The 15,999-nt window shown below is 42.9% G+C and carries 14 protein-coding genes and 1 other annotated feature; of the genes, 11 read left to right on the top strand and 3 right to left on the bottom strand.

Features of this window, described 5'->3' with window-relative positions; all coding sequences use genetic code 11:
• Window positions 1-40 precede the first annotated feature (40 nt).
• Window positions 41-418, bottom strand: a complete 378-nt coding sequence (locus MHB69_RS12330; protein ID WP_034279887.1) for a TIGR04086 family membrane protein — start codon at window positions 416-418, stop codon at window positions 41-43.
• A 152-nt stretch (window positions 419-570) separates the two neighbouring features.
• Here MHB69_RS12330 and MHB69_RS12325 point away from each other — a divergent pair, with 152 nt between their 5' ends.
• A complete protein-coding gene (locus tag MHB69_RS12325; protein ID WP_034279889.1) occupies window positions 571-1,233 on the top strand; it encodes a DUF421 domain-containing protein in 663 nt (220 codons plus the stop codon).
• 1 nt (window position 1,234) lies between these two features.
• Here MHB69_RS12325 and spoVB read toward each other — a convergent pair whose 3' ends face one another.
• Window positions 1,235-2,785: a stage V sporulation protein B gene (spoVB, locus tag MHB69_RS12320; protein ID WP_176966903.1), complete on the bottom strand. Its 1,551-nt coding sequence runs from the start codon at window positions 2,783-2,785 to the stop codon at window positions 1,235-1,237.
• Window positions 2,786-2,901: 116 nt separating this feature from the next.
• Between spoVB and MHB69_RS12315 the strand changes: the two genes are divergently transcribed.
• The 8 genes from MHB69_RS12315 to dtd all read left to right on the top strand — a co-directional run bounded on the left by MHB69_RS12315 (window position 2,902) and on the right by dtd (window position 12,351).
• Window positions 2,902-3,198, top strand: a complete 297-nt coding sequence (locus MHB69_RS12315; RefSeq protein ID WP_003216788.1) for a post-transcriptional regulator — start codon at window positions 2,902-2,904, stop codon at window positions 3,196-3,198.
• Between the two features lie 41 nt (window positions 3,199-3,239).
• On the top strand, window positions 3,240-5,468 hold the full coding sequence (secDF, locus tag MHB69_RS12310) for a protein translocase subunit SecDF (protein ID WP_061109412.1): 2,229 nt from the start codon (window positions 3,240-3,242) through the stop codon (window positions 5,466-5,468).
• A gap of 186 nt (window positions 5,469-5,654) precedes the next feature.
• Window positions 5,655-6,143 (top strand): cation:proton antiporter regulatory subunit, encoded by a 489-nt coding sequence (locus MHB69_RS12305; RefSeq protein WP_041115109.1) that lies wholly within the window; start codon window positions 5,655-5,657, stop codon window positions 6,141-6,143.
• A 101-nt stretch (window positions 6,144-6,244) separates the two neighbouring features.
• On the top strand, window positions 6,245-6,595 hold the full coding sequence (locus tag MHB69_RS12300; RefSeq protein ID WP_034279896.1) for a lipopolysaccharide assembly protein LapA domain-containing protein: 351 nt from the start codon (window positions 6,245-6,247) through the stop codon (window positions 6,593-6,595).
• 81 nt (window positions 6,596-6,676) lie between these two features.
• A complete protein-coding gene (recJ, locus tag MHB69_RS12295) occupies window positions 6,677-9,001 on the top strand; it encodes a single-stranded-DNA-specific exonuclease RecJ (protein WP_342495599.1) in 2,325 nt (774 codons plus the stop codon).
• Window positions 9,002-9,024: 23 nt separating this feature from the next.
• Window positions 9,025-9,537, top strand: coding sequence for an adenine phosphoribosyltransferase (locus tag MHB69_RS12290; protein ID WP_034279900.1), 513 nt, complete (start codon window positions 9,025-9,027; stop codon window positions 9,535-9,537).
• Between the two features lie 141 nt (window positions 9,538-9,678).
• Window positions 9,679-11,889, top strand: coding sequence for a bifunctional (p)ppGpp synthetase/guanosine-3',5'-bis(diphosphate) 3'-pyrophosphohydrolase (locus MHB69_RS12285; protein WP_034279902.1), 2,211 nt, complete (start codon window positions 9,679-9,681; stop codon window positions 11,887-11,889).
• Window positions 11,890-11,907: 18 nt separating this feature from the next.
• Window positions 11,908-12,351, top strand: a complete 444-nt coding sequence (dtd, locus tag MHB69_RS12280; RefSeq protein WP_034279904.1) for a D-aminoacyl-tRNA deacylase — start codon at window positions 11,908-11,910, stop codon at window positions 12,349-12,351.
• A gap of 97 nt (window positions 12,352-12,448) precedes the next feature.
• Here the strand turns inward: dtd and MHB69_RS12275 are convergent, their stop codons facing one another.
• Window positions 12,449-14,029 (bottom strand): SH3 domain-containing protein, encoded by a 1,581-nt coding sequence (locus MHB69_RS12275; RefSeq protein ID WP_217008789.1) that lies wholly within the window; start codon window positions 14,027-14,029, stop codon window positions 12,449-12,451.
• Between the two features lie 137 nt (window positions 14,030-14,166).
• Between MHB69_RS12275 and MHB69_RS12270 the strand changes: the two genes are divergently transcribed.
• Complete coding sequence (locus MHB69_RS12270) at window positions 14,167-14,337, top strand: YrzK family protein (RefSeq protein WP_003216250.1); 171 nt, start codon at window positions 14,167-14,169, stop codon at window positions 14,335-14,337.
• A gap of 58 nt (window positions 14,338-14,395) precedes the next feature.
• Window positions 14,396-14,635: a binding site (T-box leader), on the top strand.
• Window positions 14,636-14,708: 73 nt separating this feature from the next.
• Window positions 14,709-15,983: a histidine--tRNA ligase gene (gene hisS / locus MHB69_RS12265; protein WP_217008790.1), complete on the top strand. Its 1,275-nt coding sequence runs from the start codon at window positions 14,709-14,711 to the stop codon at window positions 15,981-15,983.
• Window positions 15,984-15,999 lie beyond the last annotated feature (16 nt).

The following is a 15,999-nucleotide window of genomic DNA, read 5'->3' as shown; positions in this document are numbered from 1 at the left end:
ACATAGCCATAAAAAAAAGAGCGATATAACCGCTCTTTTTTTATTTGCCTCGAAGATTGACGCCAATCATTCCCCCCAGCATACAAATGCCTAAAAATGCTCCATGATAGATAAACTGCTCTGGTGAAAACGTTTTTCCAAATCCCAAATATTGAAATAGAAATACAGTGAGGGAAAAAATGATAGACGTGACCGCACCAATCAGCCAGCCACGCTCCTTTGCTTTCCCTCCAGAAATGATGCCTCCTAATAAAAGGGCAGCAAAGGACAAAATCATAATCATCCATTTAAATGATGTTTCCTGCATACTTGTGAATGTAAGCATGAGCGACACAAGTAAACTTGTGACAACCATCACGACAAAAATGGCAATTAAGCCGGATAAAATGCCTTTTCCAATATGTTTCGTTTCCTGCATGTAGATTCGTCTCCTCTCCAATTGAACGAAGCTTGTCTTTTACTAAAATGTATTCACAGTGAAGAAAAAATAGACATGTTTCAGACGTTTCTTTTCTACATAAATAAAGTGTTTTGACACAAGCTATGTTGGAGAAGGAGGGTTTACATCACATGCAGGATATCTTGATCATTTCCATGAGAACCATCATTTTATATTTTCTTATTTGGTTTATATTTCGCTTAATGGGCAAAAGGGAAATTGGCGAGCTGAGCATTTTAGATCTAGTCATTTTTATGATGATCGCAGAAATTGCGGTTCTCGCCATAGAAGAAGTAGAGGATCACATGTTACATACGGTATGGCCAATCCTGCTGTTAACCTTCATTCAAATCACACTTGCTTACCTCTCATTGAAATTCCAAGGCGTCCGGCGCTTTCTTGACGGCAAACCGGCCCTGCTCATCATCAATGGGAAAATAGACGAGGGTGCAATGAGAAAACAGCGATACAATTTTGATGACCTTCTCATTCAATTAAGAGAAAATAACATCGACAGCATTCAGGATGTCTCTTACGCCATTTTAGAGCCGTCTGGAAAGCTCGCCGTTGTCGAAAAAGAAAACAAGCGCAAACATGCAGCGCTTGAGCTTCCACTTGTTGCGGACGGTGTCGTGCAGCATGACCACCTTAAGCAAATCAATCAAAATGAACAGTGGCTGAAAGATGAGCTTGCTAAAAGAGGCTATCATGATATCGATCAAATCTCTTACTGCAGCTTTAATCAAAAAACATTTTATATTGATTTGAAAGATGAAGTGATCAAAAAGAGATGAGCTAAAACAGCTTCCCAATGAACGGGATGCGGCGCAGCTCTTCTCGTTTCACTAGCCCTAGGCAGATTAATAGAATGACATAGAGCGTGCACGTAACAAAAATGAGCGTCACAAGTTCAATAGGAGCAGAAAAGAGTCCGTCTACTTGAGATTTCAGCCAAAGGCTGACAGCCCCTGTACCGATAATTACAAGGACGCATAGTCCATATTCCTTTAATGGTAAATGAATAGGCAGCACCTTTCCGACAGTTGCCGCATGGAGAAGCGTGACAAGGATGATGCCGATTAACATCGCAAGTGCTGCGCCCATAATGCCAAAGCCAGGCTGGGAAGCAAGGACAAAAATCATCCCTGTTTTCACAATTGCACCTATCAGGCTGTTGGTCATCGCCGCACCAGCTAAATTGAGTGCTTGAAGCACGGCTTGAAGGGGCCCTTGAAAATAATAAAGAAGGAAAAATGGCGCCATGAATTTCACATAAATGGCCGCGTGCGATGAACCATACATAAAGAGCGTTAAATCTTCTGCGTAAACGAAAAGAATAATACATGAAATGCCTCCGCTGAGTAAACAAAGGCGCATCGCCTGCTTCAGCCGGTATTCGACCGTTTTACGTTTGTTCTGCTCCATTCCTTCACTGATCGCCGGAACTAATGCAGTGGAGAGTGAATACGTAATAAAACTAGGCAGTGTCAAAAGGGTCAGGGCAAGACCAGTCAACTCCCCGTACTGCCTTGTCGCCTCTACAGCTGCATAACCAGCAATGGCAAGACTTTGCGCGACAACAATCGGCTCTAAAAACCACGAAATATTCCCGATAAAACGGCTGCCTGTTGTTGGCAGGGCAATGCTCATCAGCTGTTTAAACGTGTCCTTCCCGTCATGAATCGCCTTAAAAAATCGTTTTCGAATACGAATCGTCTTTTTATAGCGGAAGGCGATCAGTAAGTAAGCAAGTGAAATCATCTCTCCAATCACAGATGAAATCATCGCACCTGCTGCCGCATATTCAATCCCGTAAGGAAGGAAAGCCGTTGTACATACTGCCACTAGTGAAATTCTTGCGACCTGCTCCAGAACTTGAGACATCGCAAGCGGGCTCATCTGCTGTCTGCCCTGGAAATAGCCTCTTAACACACTGGAAATGGCGATGACTGGTACGACGGGTGTAATGGCAAGCAGTGGATAGACCGTTCTAGGATCAGTCAGCATATTTTCTGCCATGATGGGCGCAAACCATAAAAAGAGCGGCGTGAATATCAGGCTGAGTGTTCCTGTTATCGCAAGGGACATGACCAGAATACGTTTTGTTTTCTGTTTGTCACCCCGGGCTTCTGCTTCTGCGACAAGCTTACTAATGGCGACAGGCAGTCCGAATTGTGTGAGCGTCACGGCGAGAAAAAAGGTAGGTGCAGCCATCATATAAAGCCCGACCCCTTCTTCGCCAATGAACCTCGCAATGACAATTCGATTGACAAAACCCAATATTCTCGTGATAAAACCTGCTAAAATTAAAATAATGGTCCCCTTTAAAAACGTTTGCTTCGTCAAATCACAGATCACCTGCCTTCTCAAACGACATAGAATCATATACAATAAGATATGCGTGTATATCGTCCAAGCATGACAAGTCTCTCGATAAAAAACTGAAAAGGGGGAGCTACGCAATGACACAACACCCAGCTGCTATATACAAAGACCATTTAAAGCCTTTTCTGTTCAGTAAGCTTGAAGAATTCATCGTTTTGGGCTATAAAGATGTAGATTTAGAGGAATTATGGTCATACTTAGAGAATAAGAAGTGGAAGAAAAAACAAGAGTATCCGATTCATGAAATGGTTGCAGATATTTTATCTGTGAAAATAGGCGAATTTATGAACTATGCAACCGTTCAGTCGTTTAAAACGTCTGCTTTTTTGGACAGTGAAGATGGCAAGAATATGCTTGATGAACTGTTGAAATAAGCCATCTTAATGGATTCAGGTGTTTAAGGAGGAAATACATAATGAAAAAAGGGCGCATTCTTGCGTTTTTCTTAGTGGTTCTGTTAATCGGAACTGGCGTGGGCTTACTGACAAAGCCTGTTGCGAAAGATATGACGCTAGGGCTGGATTTACAGGGTGGATTTGAAGTCCTGTATGATGTACATCCAGTGAAAAAAGAGGACAAGATCACAAATAGTGTTCTCGTTAGTACAGTGGAAGCTTTAAACCGAAGAGCCAATGTGCTAGGTGTAAGTGAGCCGAACATCTCGATTGAAGGCAATAATCGTATCCGTGTGCAGCTTGCAGGGGTAAAAGATCAAAACAGAGCTAGGGAGATTCTTTCCACTGAAGCACAGCTATCCTTCAGAGATACGAATGATAAAGAACTTCTTAACGGGGCTGACCTAGTCGAAAACAGTGCAAAACAAACATTCAGTCAAACGAATGAGCCAATTGTGACGGTTAAACTAAAGGATGCGAAAAAATTTGGTGACGTCACAAGAAAAGTAGCGGCGATGGCGCCGAATAACCAGCTTGTCATTTGGCTTGATTATCACAAAGGAGATTCCTTCAAAAAAGAAGTCTCAAAATCAAACCACAAGTATGTATCTGCACCAAATGTGAATCAAGAGATTAACAGCAGTGACGTACAAATTGAAGGGAAATTTACTGTCCAAGAGGCAAAAGACCTCGCAAGTATTTTAAATGCCGGGGCATTGCCAGTAAAATTAACAGAAAAATATTCCACATCTGTGAGTGCACAGTTTGGTGAACAAGCACTGAACGAAACAGTGTTCGCAGGAATTGTAGGAATCGCATTTATCTTCTTATTCATGCTGCTTTATTACCGATTACCTGGTCTTATAGCTGTCATCACACTCTCAGCCTATATCTACATTACGCTGCAAGTGTTTGACTGGATGGGCGCGGTCATGACACTGCCTGGAATTGCCGCACTTATTCTAGGGGTAGGGATGGCTGTTGATGCCAACATTATTACTTATGAGCGGATCAAAGAAGAGCTGAAGCTCGGCAAATCTGTCCGTTCTGCTTTCAGGTCAGGGAACCGCAGATCATTTGCGACCATCTTTGATGCAAACTTAACAAGTATTATTGCCGGCGGAGTGCTGTTCTTCTTCGGGACAAGCTCTGTAAAAGGATTTGCAACAATGCTCATCCTCTCGATTTTAACAAGCTTTATCACGGCTGTATTCCTATCAAGATTCCTTCTTGGACTGCTTGTAGAAAGCCGTGCGCTCGACCGCAAAAAAGGCTGGTTTGGTGTCCGCAAAAAAGACATCATGAGTATCCACGAAACAACAGAAAATACCGAACCGAAAACGCCATTTGATAAATGGGATTTCGTCAGCAAACGTAAAGGCTTTATGATTTTCTCCATAGCTGTTACTATTGCGGGAATCATCGTCCTTTCGATCTTCAAGCTCAATGCTGGTATTGACTTTGCTAGTGGAACGAGAATTGATGTTCAAAGCGATCACAAGCTGACAACTGCACAAGTAGAGCAAGACTTTAAAAAGCTTGGTCTTGAAGCAGACAGTGTTGTGCTGTCGGGGCAAAAAGAAAATCAGGCAGCTGCTCGATTTGTCGGGGTGCCGAACAAAGAAAAAATCGCTGAAGTGAAGGATTACTTCAAAGATAAATACGGCACTGAGCCGAATGTAAGTACAGTATCACCGACTGTCGGAAAAGAACTTGCCCGTAATGCGCTATATGCCGTCATCATTGCTTCCATTGGGATCATTTTATATGTATCCGTCCGTTTTGAGTATAAGATGGCGATTGCGGCGATTATCTCACTGCTGTACGATGCATTCTTTATTGTCGCCTTCTTTAGTATTACGCGCTTAGAGGTGGATGTCACCTTCATTGCCGCGATCCTCACGGTCATTGGGTACTCGATCAACGACACGATCGTTACCTTCGACAGGGTTCGTGAGCAAATGAAGAAACGTAAACCGAAAACCATTGAAGATCTATCGTACATTGTGAACTTAAGCTTACAGCAAACCTTTACGCGATCTGTCAACACGGTGCTGACTGTACTTGTCGTTGTTGTCGCACTGCTTATCTTCGGATCAGCGTCGATTACAAACTTCTCCATCGCCTTACTTGTCGGCTTATTAACAGGGGTGTACTCATCCCTTTATATCGCGGCACAAATTTGGCTGATGTGGAAAGGCCGTGAGCTGAAAAAACCAGCTAAGATTGATACAGAACAAGATATTTAATCTAGAAAGACTGCCTTTTTCGGCAGTCTTTTTCTATCGATTTTTCTGAAAATAAGATGATTTGAAAAAACATTTTGGGTTTCATTGATCTTGAAATGGTCTTTTGCTATAATGACTTACGTTTAGACCAGTATAGAAAGCAAGTGTCTGTTTAGGCATTTGGCTTTATTCATTGGAGGGGCTGTTATGAAGGTTCGGGAAACTGAACTGCCAGGTATCGGTCATAAAGCCGAAATGATCACAAGAAATAATGAGAAGCTTGCCATCATTACACATGATGACGGCAGAAGAGAAATGTATCATTTTCAGGAGGACGACCATGAAGAAACGATTTCTGGCATCCTGCTAAACGATGAAGAAGCAAGACAAATTGCGGCTATTTTAGGCGGCATGGTCTATAAGCCGAAAGCGCTTGAAACCGTAGAGGTAGCCATTGATGAACTGGTGATTGAATGGTTTAAAATTGAAAAGAATGCACCAGCTGTTCAAAGAAGCATCGGTGACCTCAATGTTCGCCAAAACTATCAAGTAACAGTCATCGCCATTGTGAGAAAATCACATGAGAAGATTTTAAATCCAGGACCAGATACCATCATCGAAGAAGGGGATACCCTTGTCATTTCTGGAGAAAGAAAAGAATTAAAGAATCTGATTAAAGAAAAACTCAGCAGCTGATGATGCCCATGCTGATAGGTTTTCTTCCACTGCTTTCTTTCGGTGTTTAAAAAAGGCAGCGAAAAGGGAAGAATAAAAGAAAAAGCTTGGGGGATATGTAGATGAACAAACAACAATGGACCATCATACTCGCATTTATTTTCGTATTAATTGTCTCAGTATTTGCCGTGATTAATGTACGGCCTGTCGAGGTACACTACTTATTTGGAACGGCTGAATGGCCGCTGATCCTTGTCATTATCGGTTCAGTTTTAATGGGCGGGCTGATTGTGGCATTTGCAGGGATCTTCCAAATTGTGAAACTGAAACGTGAACTAAAAGCATTAAAAGCTGAGCGTGCAGCCGCTGCACCTGCTGCGGCGACGAAAAAGGCAGACAGAGATCTTCAAAAGAAATCTCATGTCACGCCTTTAAAAGAACAGCCAGCATCATTTGACCGGAAGGAAAAATAATCTTCCAGCACAATTTCATAAAATAAAAATTGAAACCCCTCAGGCCACTCTAGTATAATAGTGTGGTTGAGGGGTGAATTTATGTTATTATCCAAAATGCGCTGGGAATATGAACATCCAAGCGAAGAAAAAGTGAAATCACTCTCTGAAAATCTGAATATTTCAGCGCTGACTGCATCGCTTCTCGTAAAAAGAGGAATTGAAGAAGTAGAAGAGGCGAGGTCTTTTTTATTTGATCAAAAAGCCGAATTTCATGATCCATTTCTATTAAAAGGAATGAAAGAAGCAGTAGAGCGCATCAACAAAGCGATCGAAGAGCAGGAATCGATTGTGATCTTCGGAGACTATGATGCAGATGGTGTGACAAGTACGTCTGTACTTTTACATACATTAAAAGAGCGGTCTGCGATAGTAGACTTTTATATTCCAGATCGATTTAAAGAAGGCTATGGGCCTAATGAACAGGCATTTCGATATATCAAGGAGCAAGGAGCATCGCTTGTCATCACGGTCGATACAGGCATTGCTGCTGTAAATGAAGCACGTATTGCAAAAGAAATAGGGTTAGACCTAATCATTACAGATCACCATGAACCAAGTGAGGAGCTGCCTGAGGCACTTGCTATTGTCCATCCTAAGCAGCCTGGCTGTGAGTATCCCTTTAAAGAACTTGCTGGTGTAGGCGTAGCGTTTAAAGTGGCGCATGCACTGCTTGGGAAGCTGCCAGTTCAGCTGTTAGATCTTGCAGCAATCGGGACAATCGCGGATCTTGTACCGCTTCATGATGAGAATAGATGGCTCGCCAAAAAAGGCCTTGTGCAGCTTCGGCAGTCGAATAGACCGGGGCTGAAAGCGTTATTGAAAGAAGCGGGAGCCACTCTAGAAGAAGCCAATGAGGAAACGGTCGGCTTTCAAATTGCGCCAAGGCTGAATGCTGTAGGACGAATTGAACAGGCAGATCCTGCCGTTCATCTTCTGATGACTGAGGATAAGGATGAAGCAGAAGAGCTCGCTCGTTTTGTACAGGAACTGAATAAAGAACGTCAAAAGATTGTCAGTACGATCACAGAAGAAGCCATTCAAATGGTGGAAGAAACGCCTGATGACCAGTCTGCGATCGTTGTAGCGAAAGCTGGCTGGAATCCGGGCGTTGTCGGAATTGTTGCCTCTAAATTGACGGATACTTTTTCTCGTCCGGCGATTGTGCTTGGAATAGATGAAGAGACGCAAATGGCAAAAGGATCAGCCCGGAGTATTCCTGGCTTCGATCTGTTTTTCCATCTAAGCAAATGCCGCGACATCCTGCCGCATTTCGGGGGGCACCCGATGGCAGCAGGGATGACACTTCGAGCGGATGATGTCGCTTTACTAAGGGAAAGATTAAATCAATATGCAAATGAAACATTGACGGAAGAAGATTTTATTCCAATACAGCGGGTCGATGCCGTGTGCAAGGTAGACGAATTGACGGTTGAAGCGATTGAGGAAGCGGGGATGCTGTCACCATTCGGTATGTCAAACCCAAAACCGTTCATTATGATTGAAGATGCGAAGCTTGAAGATATCCGAACGATTGGGGCAAATCACAACCATATTAAAATGTCTCTGAAAGACGAAGACAAGCTGCTTGACTGTGTCGGTTTTCACCAAGGGAAATTAAAAGAAGAAATTGTTCCAGGAAGCCGCATTTCCGTGATTGGAGAAATGTCCGTCAATGAATGGAATAACCGGAAGAAGCCCCAGCTGATGCTAAAAGATGCACGAGTTGATGAATGGCAGCTGTTTGATCTGCGCGGGAAAAAGGATTGGGAGAAGAAAGTCTCGACACTTGATTCAGAAAAATCTTTGGTTGTCTGTTTTGATGAAGCAACAAAACAGGACGTCGATATCCCCATTCATCATGTTCATGCAGAAAATGTATCAACGTTTGATGTACAGGGCAAATATGTGGTCTTTGCGGATGTTCCCGCAGATGAGCAATTGCTGAAGCAGCTTTTAGAAAATCAAAAGCCTGCCAGAATTTATACGGTTTTTCAAAGAAAAGAAGATCATTTTATGTCCTCTTTCCCAAGCCGTGACCAATTCAAATGGTTTTATGGGTTCTTGTTTAAACGGGGAAGTTTTCCTATCAAAGAACAAGGAATGGACCTTGCCAAACATAGAGGCTGGACAAAAGATACAATCATTTTTATGACAAAGGTGTTTTTTGAACTCGGTTTTGTTAAAATAGAGAATGGTGTGCTGTCAATAGTACTTGATGCCCCTAAAAAAGATTTAACGGCATCAGCATCCTATACAGCAAAACAACGATTGATGGAACTCGATCAAACACTAACATATTCCTCAGCTAAAGAGCTGAAGGAATGGCTGAATAGCATGATGAGCGAAGTCTCACCTGTGCTTTGACGTACGAGGAGGAAAAGGAAAAGATGGATTTAAAACAATATGTGACAGTTGTACCTGACTACCCAAAGGAAGGTGTACAATTTAAAGATATTACAACGTTAATGGATAAAGGCGAAGTGTACCGTTATGCAACGGATCAAATCGTTGATTACGCGAAGGAAAGAGACATTGATCTCATTGTTGGACCTGAAGCGCGTGGATTCATTATTGGCTGCCCTGTAGCATACGCACTTGGTGTAGGTTTTGCACCGGTTCGTAAAGAAGGAAAGCTTCCTCGTGAAGTCGTTAAAGTCGATTACGGCTTGGAATATGGTAAAGATGTATTAACGATTCATAAAGATGCGATTCGTCCTGGTCAGCGTGTCCTGATTACAGATGACTTACTTGCGACTGGTGGAACAATTGAAGCGTCCATTAAGCTTGTAGAGGAATTAGGCGGCGTTGTGGCAGGGATTGCATTTTTGATTGAACTGACGTATCTGGACGGCAGAAAGAAGCTTGACGGCTACGACATCATGACGTTAATGCAATACTAATGGAGTTTTCGTAAAAAGCACTCAGTAAGAAGGGTGCTTTTTTCCTATCAAAAATCTTTTAGCGGACTTCTTCTCTTTACATCTATCGAATTTTTCTTGATAATAAACTACAATACAGTTTTCATTTAAAAAGGTGATTCCATGGCGAACGAACAAGTTTTAACGGCGCAGCAGGTCATTGACAAGGCAAGAGAATACCTGTCCGCTGAACATATTCAATTTATAGAGCGAGCATATGAATATGCTGAAAATGCACACAAGGAGCAATACCGGAAATCTGGTGAGCCCTATATTATCCATCCAATTCAAGTGGCGGGTATTCTTGTTGATCTTGAAATGGACCCATCAACCATTGCAGGCGGTTTCCTGCACGATGTAGTTGAGGATACAGATGTGACATTACAGGATTTAAAAGAGCATTTTAACGAGGAAGTAGCAATGCTTGTTGATGGTGTCACAAAGCTCGGGAAGATTAAATATAAATCACAAGAAGAACAGCAGGCCGAAAACCATCGAAAAATGTTTGTTGCAATGGCGCAGGATATCCGCGTGATCTTGATTAAGCTGGCAGACCGTCTTCATAATATGAGAACGCTCAAGCATCTTCCGCAGGAAAAGCAGCGGAGAATTTCAAATGAAACACTTGAAATCTTTGCACCGCTTGCGCACAGATTAGGGATTTCAAAGATTAAGTGGGAGCTTGAAGATACAGCACTCCGCTATTTAAATCCGCAGCAATATTACCGGATTGTGAATCTGATGAAGCGCAAACGAGCGGAACGTGAGGAATACTTGGACGAGGTTGTCAATGAAGTGAAAGACCGCGTGTCTGAGGTAAACATCAAGGCTGAATTTTCCGGCAGACCAAAACATATTTATAGTATTTATCGCAAAATGGTCTTGCAAAATAAGCAGTTTAATGAAATTTATGATCTGCTTGCCGTTCGTATTTTGGTTGACAGCATTAAAGACTGTTATGCTGTGCTCGGGATTATCCATACGTGCTGGAAGCCGATGCCAGGCAGGTTTAAGGATTATATTGCGATGCCAAAGCCGAACATGTACCAGTCTCTTCATACAACGGTGATTGGACCAAAAGGCGATCCGCTTGAAGTTCAGATCCGTACAGTGGAAATGCATGAAATCGCAGAATACGGGATTGCGGCACACTGGGCATACAAAGAAGGTAAAGAGTCAGCAGAATCAACGGAAGAAGCGGTCTTCCAGAAGAAGCTCTCTTGGTTTAGAGAAATTCTTGAATTTCAAAACGAATCCACAGATGCAGAAGAATTTATGGAGTCGTTAAAGATTGATCTTTTCTCTGATATGGTGTTTGTGTTTACTCCAAAAGGAGACGTCATTGAACTGCCGTCGGGCTCAGTTCCAATTGATTTCTCTTACCGGATTCACTCGGAAATTGGGAATAAAACGATCGGTGCCAAGGTCAATGGCAAGATGGTCACACTCGATCACAAACTAAAAACAGGTGACATTATTGAAATTCTGACATCAAAGCACAGCTACGGGCCAAGTCAGGATTGGGTCAAGCTTGCCCAAACCTCCCAAGCGAAGCACAAGATCAGACAGTTTTTCAAAAAACAGCGCCGTGAAGAAAATGTCGAAAAAGGCCGAGAGCTCGTGGAGAAAGAGATCAAAAACCTTGAGTTTGATGTCAAAGACATTCTGACCGCTGAAAACCTGCAAAAAGTGGCTGACAAATTTAATTTTTCAAACGAAGAGGACATGTATGCAGCAGTTGGATATAACGGCATTACTGCACTGCAGGTCGCCAATCGTTTAACGGAAAAAGAAAGAAAACAAAGAGATCAAGAAGAGCAAGAGAAAACCGTTCAAGAAGTGACGGTGGAGCCAAAGACGTATCACGGGAAAAAACGGGAAGCTGGCGTAAGGGTCAAAGGAATTGATAACCTGCTTGTCCGCTTATCTAAGTGCTGTAATCCTGTTCCTGGCGATAGCATTGTCGGTTTTATTACGAAGGGCCGAGGCGTATCTGTTCACCGCGACGACTGTCCGAACGTGAAGACAGGAGAAGCACAGGAGCGGTTAATTCCCGTCGAGTGGGAGCATGAGCAGCCTGCTCAAAACCGTAAAGAATACAATGTGGAAATTGAAATATTAGGATATGATAGACGCGGCTTACTCAATGAGGTGCTTCAAGCAGTCAACGAAACCAAAACGAACATCTCCTCTGTTTCTGGGAAGTCTGATCGTAACAAAGTGGCGACGATCCATATGGCGATCTTTATCCAAAATATTAATCACTTGCACAAAGTGGTCGAACGCATTAAACAAATCAAAGACATTTACTCTGTTCGCCGATTCATGAATTAGAAAGGAAGTATATCGTCTATGAGGCTTGTTGTGCAGCGTGTGACAAATGCATCTGTGAAGGTAGAAGAAGAGATCACAGGTGCCATCAACGAAGGATATATGGTGCTTGTTGGTGTCACACACGAAGATACAGAAGAAGATGTGCTTTACTTAGCTGAAAAGCTTGCACATTTACGTATTTTTGAAGATGAAAATGGGAAAATGAATCGTTCATTATTGGACATAAAAGGAAGCGTTCTGTCTGTATCGCAATTTACCCTATATGGTGATACGAGAAAGGGCAGACGGCCGAATTTTATGAAAGCCGCCAAGCCGGATGCAGCTAACTCGCTTTATGAATGTTTCAATAAAACCCTTAGAGAAAAAGGCATCCATGTGGAAACTGGCCGTTTTGGTGCGATGATGGACGTGACATTGACCAATTCAGGACCAGTCACGATCTTGATGGACAGCAAAGAATAGATTCTCTTTAGACTGTAGATGAACTCGTGCGGGAGTTTGTTTAGAGTCTTTTTCTTTTGCGGATAAACAAAAAAGAGGCGCAGTGGCCTCTTTCTTTTTAACGGAAATATTGTTTTAATCCTTCAGTCATTCCTTCTGTGACTCGTTCTTGGTAAGAGGCGCTATAAATGATCGCTTCCTCCTGAGGATTGCTTAAATACCCGAGTTCATATAAAAGGGAAGGGCGTTTGTTTTCTCTTAAAACAAAGTAATCTCCGAATTTGACACCCTTATCAGGGATTTGAGAGCGTTTTGCGACTTCTGAATGAACGCTTGACGCTAATTGCTGATCTTTTGCTGCTTGATAATAATACGCTGTACTTCCTCTAACACTTTGATCCATAAAACTATCGTAATGAAGACTAATAAATGCATCTGCATTTCGGTAATGAGATGTTGCCACCCTTGATTGAAGGCTGATAAAGGTATCATCACTTCTTGTTAAATATACATTTGCACCAGAAGCCCTTAATTTGCCTGCCAGTAAATTGGCGGTTTTGATGGTGATGTTCTTTTCAAAAGCACCGTCTGCGCCGATTGTGCCGCTGTCTTTTCCGCCATGACCAGGATCAAGAACAATCGTTTTTCCTTTTAAAGAACCAGTTCCAGACGATGAATCCTGCTGAGGTCTTGGCGCGTCGCTGCTATTTTTCTTCGTTTGAACGACCCAGCTCGCCACATAGCCGGTTCCGCCGTTTGATAGTGTCACCTCGTACCAGTCACCTTGCGTCCGAACGATATGATAGGCAGCTCCTTTTGTTGCTCTTTCTGCAATCCCAGCAGAGGTAGAAGCGCTTTTTCGAATATTGGTGCCATCATAGACAATGTACGCTTTTTGTTCAGAAGCCGAAGAGGATGAACTCTTTTCAGGTGCAGAGCCTGCTCCTTTGCCTGTGACAATGTAATAGCTTGCAACCCAGCCTTTTACGCCTTTCCCCTCAATTTCATACCAGCCGTTCTGCTCTCGCAAAATGGTGATCTGTGTGTTGCGGGCAAGTGAAGCGACGACTTGTGCATTTGGTGCGGCCGATTGCCTTACATTCAAGCTCGATACGCCAACTGTGCCTGTCTGGTTAGAGCGAGAGGACTCGCCGGAGCTTGATTGAGAAGTTTTCTGCCCCCCTGAAACATAATCAGAGTGAACCCAGCCTTCTGCTTGTTTATACGAAATTTTCGTCCATTCGCCGCTTGTCTCGAGCTTTTTAGCGGTAGCACCTTGCGGGAAAGTACCAATCACTTGATAGGAAGTCCCAGGGCCTGTCCGGATGCGAAGATCGGAAGCTGTCGATGTAATTGTACTGCCTCCAGCCGTGCTTTGACCTTGCGCCTTTGGCTTCGCGGATTTTTGAGCGCCGGATGATGTGGTAATCAGCCATGAGACGACCCAGCCTTTTTGTCCGTTTGATAATTGGATCTGCACCCATTCTCCTTGTTCAGTGAGAATGGGATAACTTTCGCCGCGTTTTACAACAGCTGCAATTCCATAGCTTAAACCAGGGCCCGTTCTCACATTGATTTCATCTGTTGCGACAACAGCTTGATCTGTTTGTGCTGTAGCATGTGTCATAGGCAAAGAACTCGCGATGAGAACAAAACAAGTAAGCAGCATCATCATTTGATTGTGTTTTTTCAGATTCAAAACGGTGTTTTCCCCTCCCTTGTAAAACCGATGAATGTTAATTCGTTATGTAGTGGATGAATTCCTTGCAGTTTCCCTAATAAAAATGAATCAATCTGTTTATACTAAATAAAAATGTGATAAAAGGATGTACAAACATGAGATTAAGCAGAAAATTAGGACGAGTGCAATATAATGGACATCGTGATATCGACCGCTGGCAGCACGACGAAATGGATCAGCCAGGCTTCCTTGAAGAGACCGCATCTGAATACGGATGTACGTCAAAAGAAGAGCTGGAAAAGAAAAAGAGGCACGGCAAGGGTTGACAGAGTGGCAGCACCGACCTTATTATAATATAAATCAACACACTTGAAAATTTAAAATGTGGAACTGATGATAGAGAATAGTAGGGTAAATTGCGTGAGCAGAGAGGAATCGCCTTAGGCTGAAAGCGAATCCGCATGGCATTTATCACGAAAGAACACTCTGTAGGTTTCCTGCTGAACGCTCTAAAAATGAGTCAATAGGCGGAGAACGTGAATCTGCGTTAAGGATTTGAGCGGGAACATGGCTGGATCATGTTCCAACTAGGGTGGCACCACGGGTATAACTCTCGTCCCTACTATACACATAGTAGAGGCGGGGGTTTTTTATATGTCCACATAAAAAATGAATGATGGTCGTAGGAGGACGAAAAATGAGTTTTAATATTCCAAGAGGCACACAGGATATTTTACCTGGAGAGTCAGAACGCTGGCAGTATGTTGAACAAATTGCGAGAGATACATGTGCAGCCTTTCAATACAAAGAAATCCGCACACCGATTTTTGAGCATACTGAGCTGTTTGCACGGGGAGTAGGCGAATCAACTGATATCGTTCAAAAAGAGATGTACACATTTGAAGATAAAAAAGGACGCAGCATCACACTTCGTCCAGAGGGAACAGCTTCAACCGTCCGTTCTTATGTTGAAAATAAATTGTTTGCACAGCCTGCTCAGCCAACAAAGCTGTATTACATCGGACCAATGTTCCGCTATGAACGTCCGCAAACAGGAAGATATCGTCAATTTTATCAATTTGGGATAGAAGCGATTGGTTCCAAAGATCCTGCCATTGATGCTGAGGTCATTTCGCTTGCGATGAGTGTGTATGAGAAAGCAGGTCTTTCCAACTTAAAGCTCGTCATTAACAGCCTTGGTGACAAAGAGAGCCGTGCAGACTACCGCAAAGCACTGGTCGAGCATTTTGAGCCAAGAATTGAGGAATTCTGTCACGACTGTCAAACGCGTTTACATCAAAATCCGCTTCGTATTCTTGATTGTAAAAAGGATCGTGATCATGAATTGATGGCAACAGCTCCATCCATTCAAGATTTCTTAAATGAAGAATCGCGGACTTATTTTGAAAAGGTTAAACAATACTTATCGGATATAAGCATTGAGTATGTCGTTGATCCAAATTTAGTACGCGGTCTTGATTACTACAATCACACAGCATTTGAGATCATGAGTAATGCAGAAGGCTTTGGTGCGATTACAACATTAGCCGGCGGCGGCCGTTATGATGGGCTCGTTGAAGGAATTGGCGGTCCTGAATCACCAGGGATCGGATTTGCGATGAGTATTGAGCGTTTCTTATCTGCGATCGATGCTGAAGGAATTGAGCTTCCTCTGCAAGATGGTATTGATCTATACATTGCTGCTCTCGGAGATGAAGCGAAGGATTATTCTGTTTCATTATTAAACCGTCTGAGAAAAGAAGGTATCTCAAGTGAAATGGACTATACAGGGAAGAAACTAAAAGGACAATTTAAAGCGGCTGATCGATTAAAAGCCAAATTTATTGCAGTTCTTGGTGAAGATGAGCTTGCGCAGCAAATTGTGAATGTGAAAGATACGACAACGGGTGAACAAATTGAAGTGAAGCTTGATGAGCTGATTCAAATGTTGAAGGCCCACCAGAAAGCGTAAAGAAGGAGTGGAATGT

Source organism: Bacillus sp. FSL K6-0994 (assembly GCF_038630815.1).
Lineage (GTDB): Bacteria > Bacillota > Bacilli > Bacillales > Bacillaceae > Bacillus > Bacillus safensis.
Note: the sequence above shows the minus strand (reverse complement) of the source record. Positions and strands in the feature narration are given on the sequence as shown.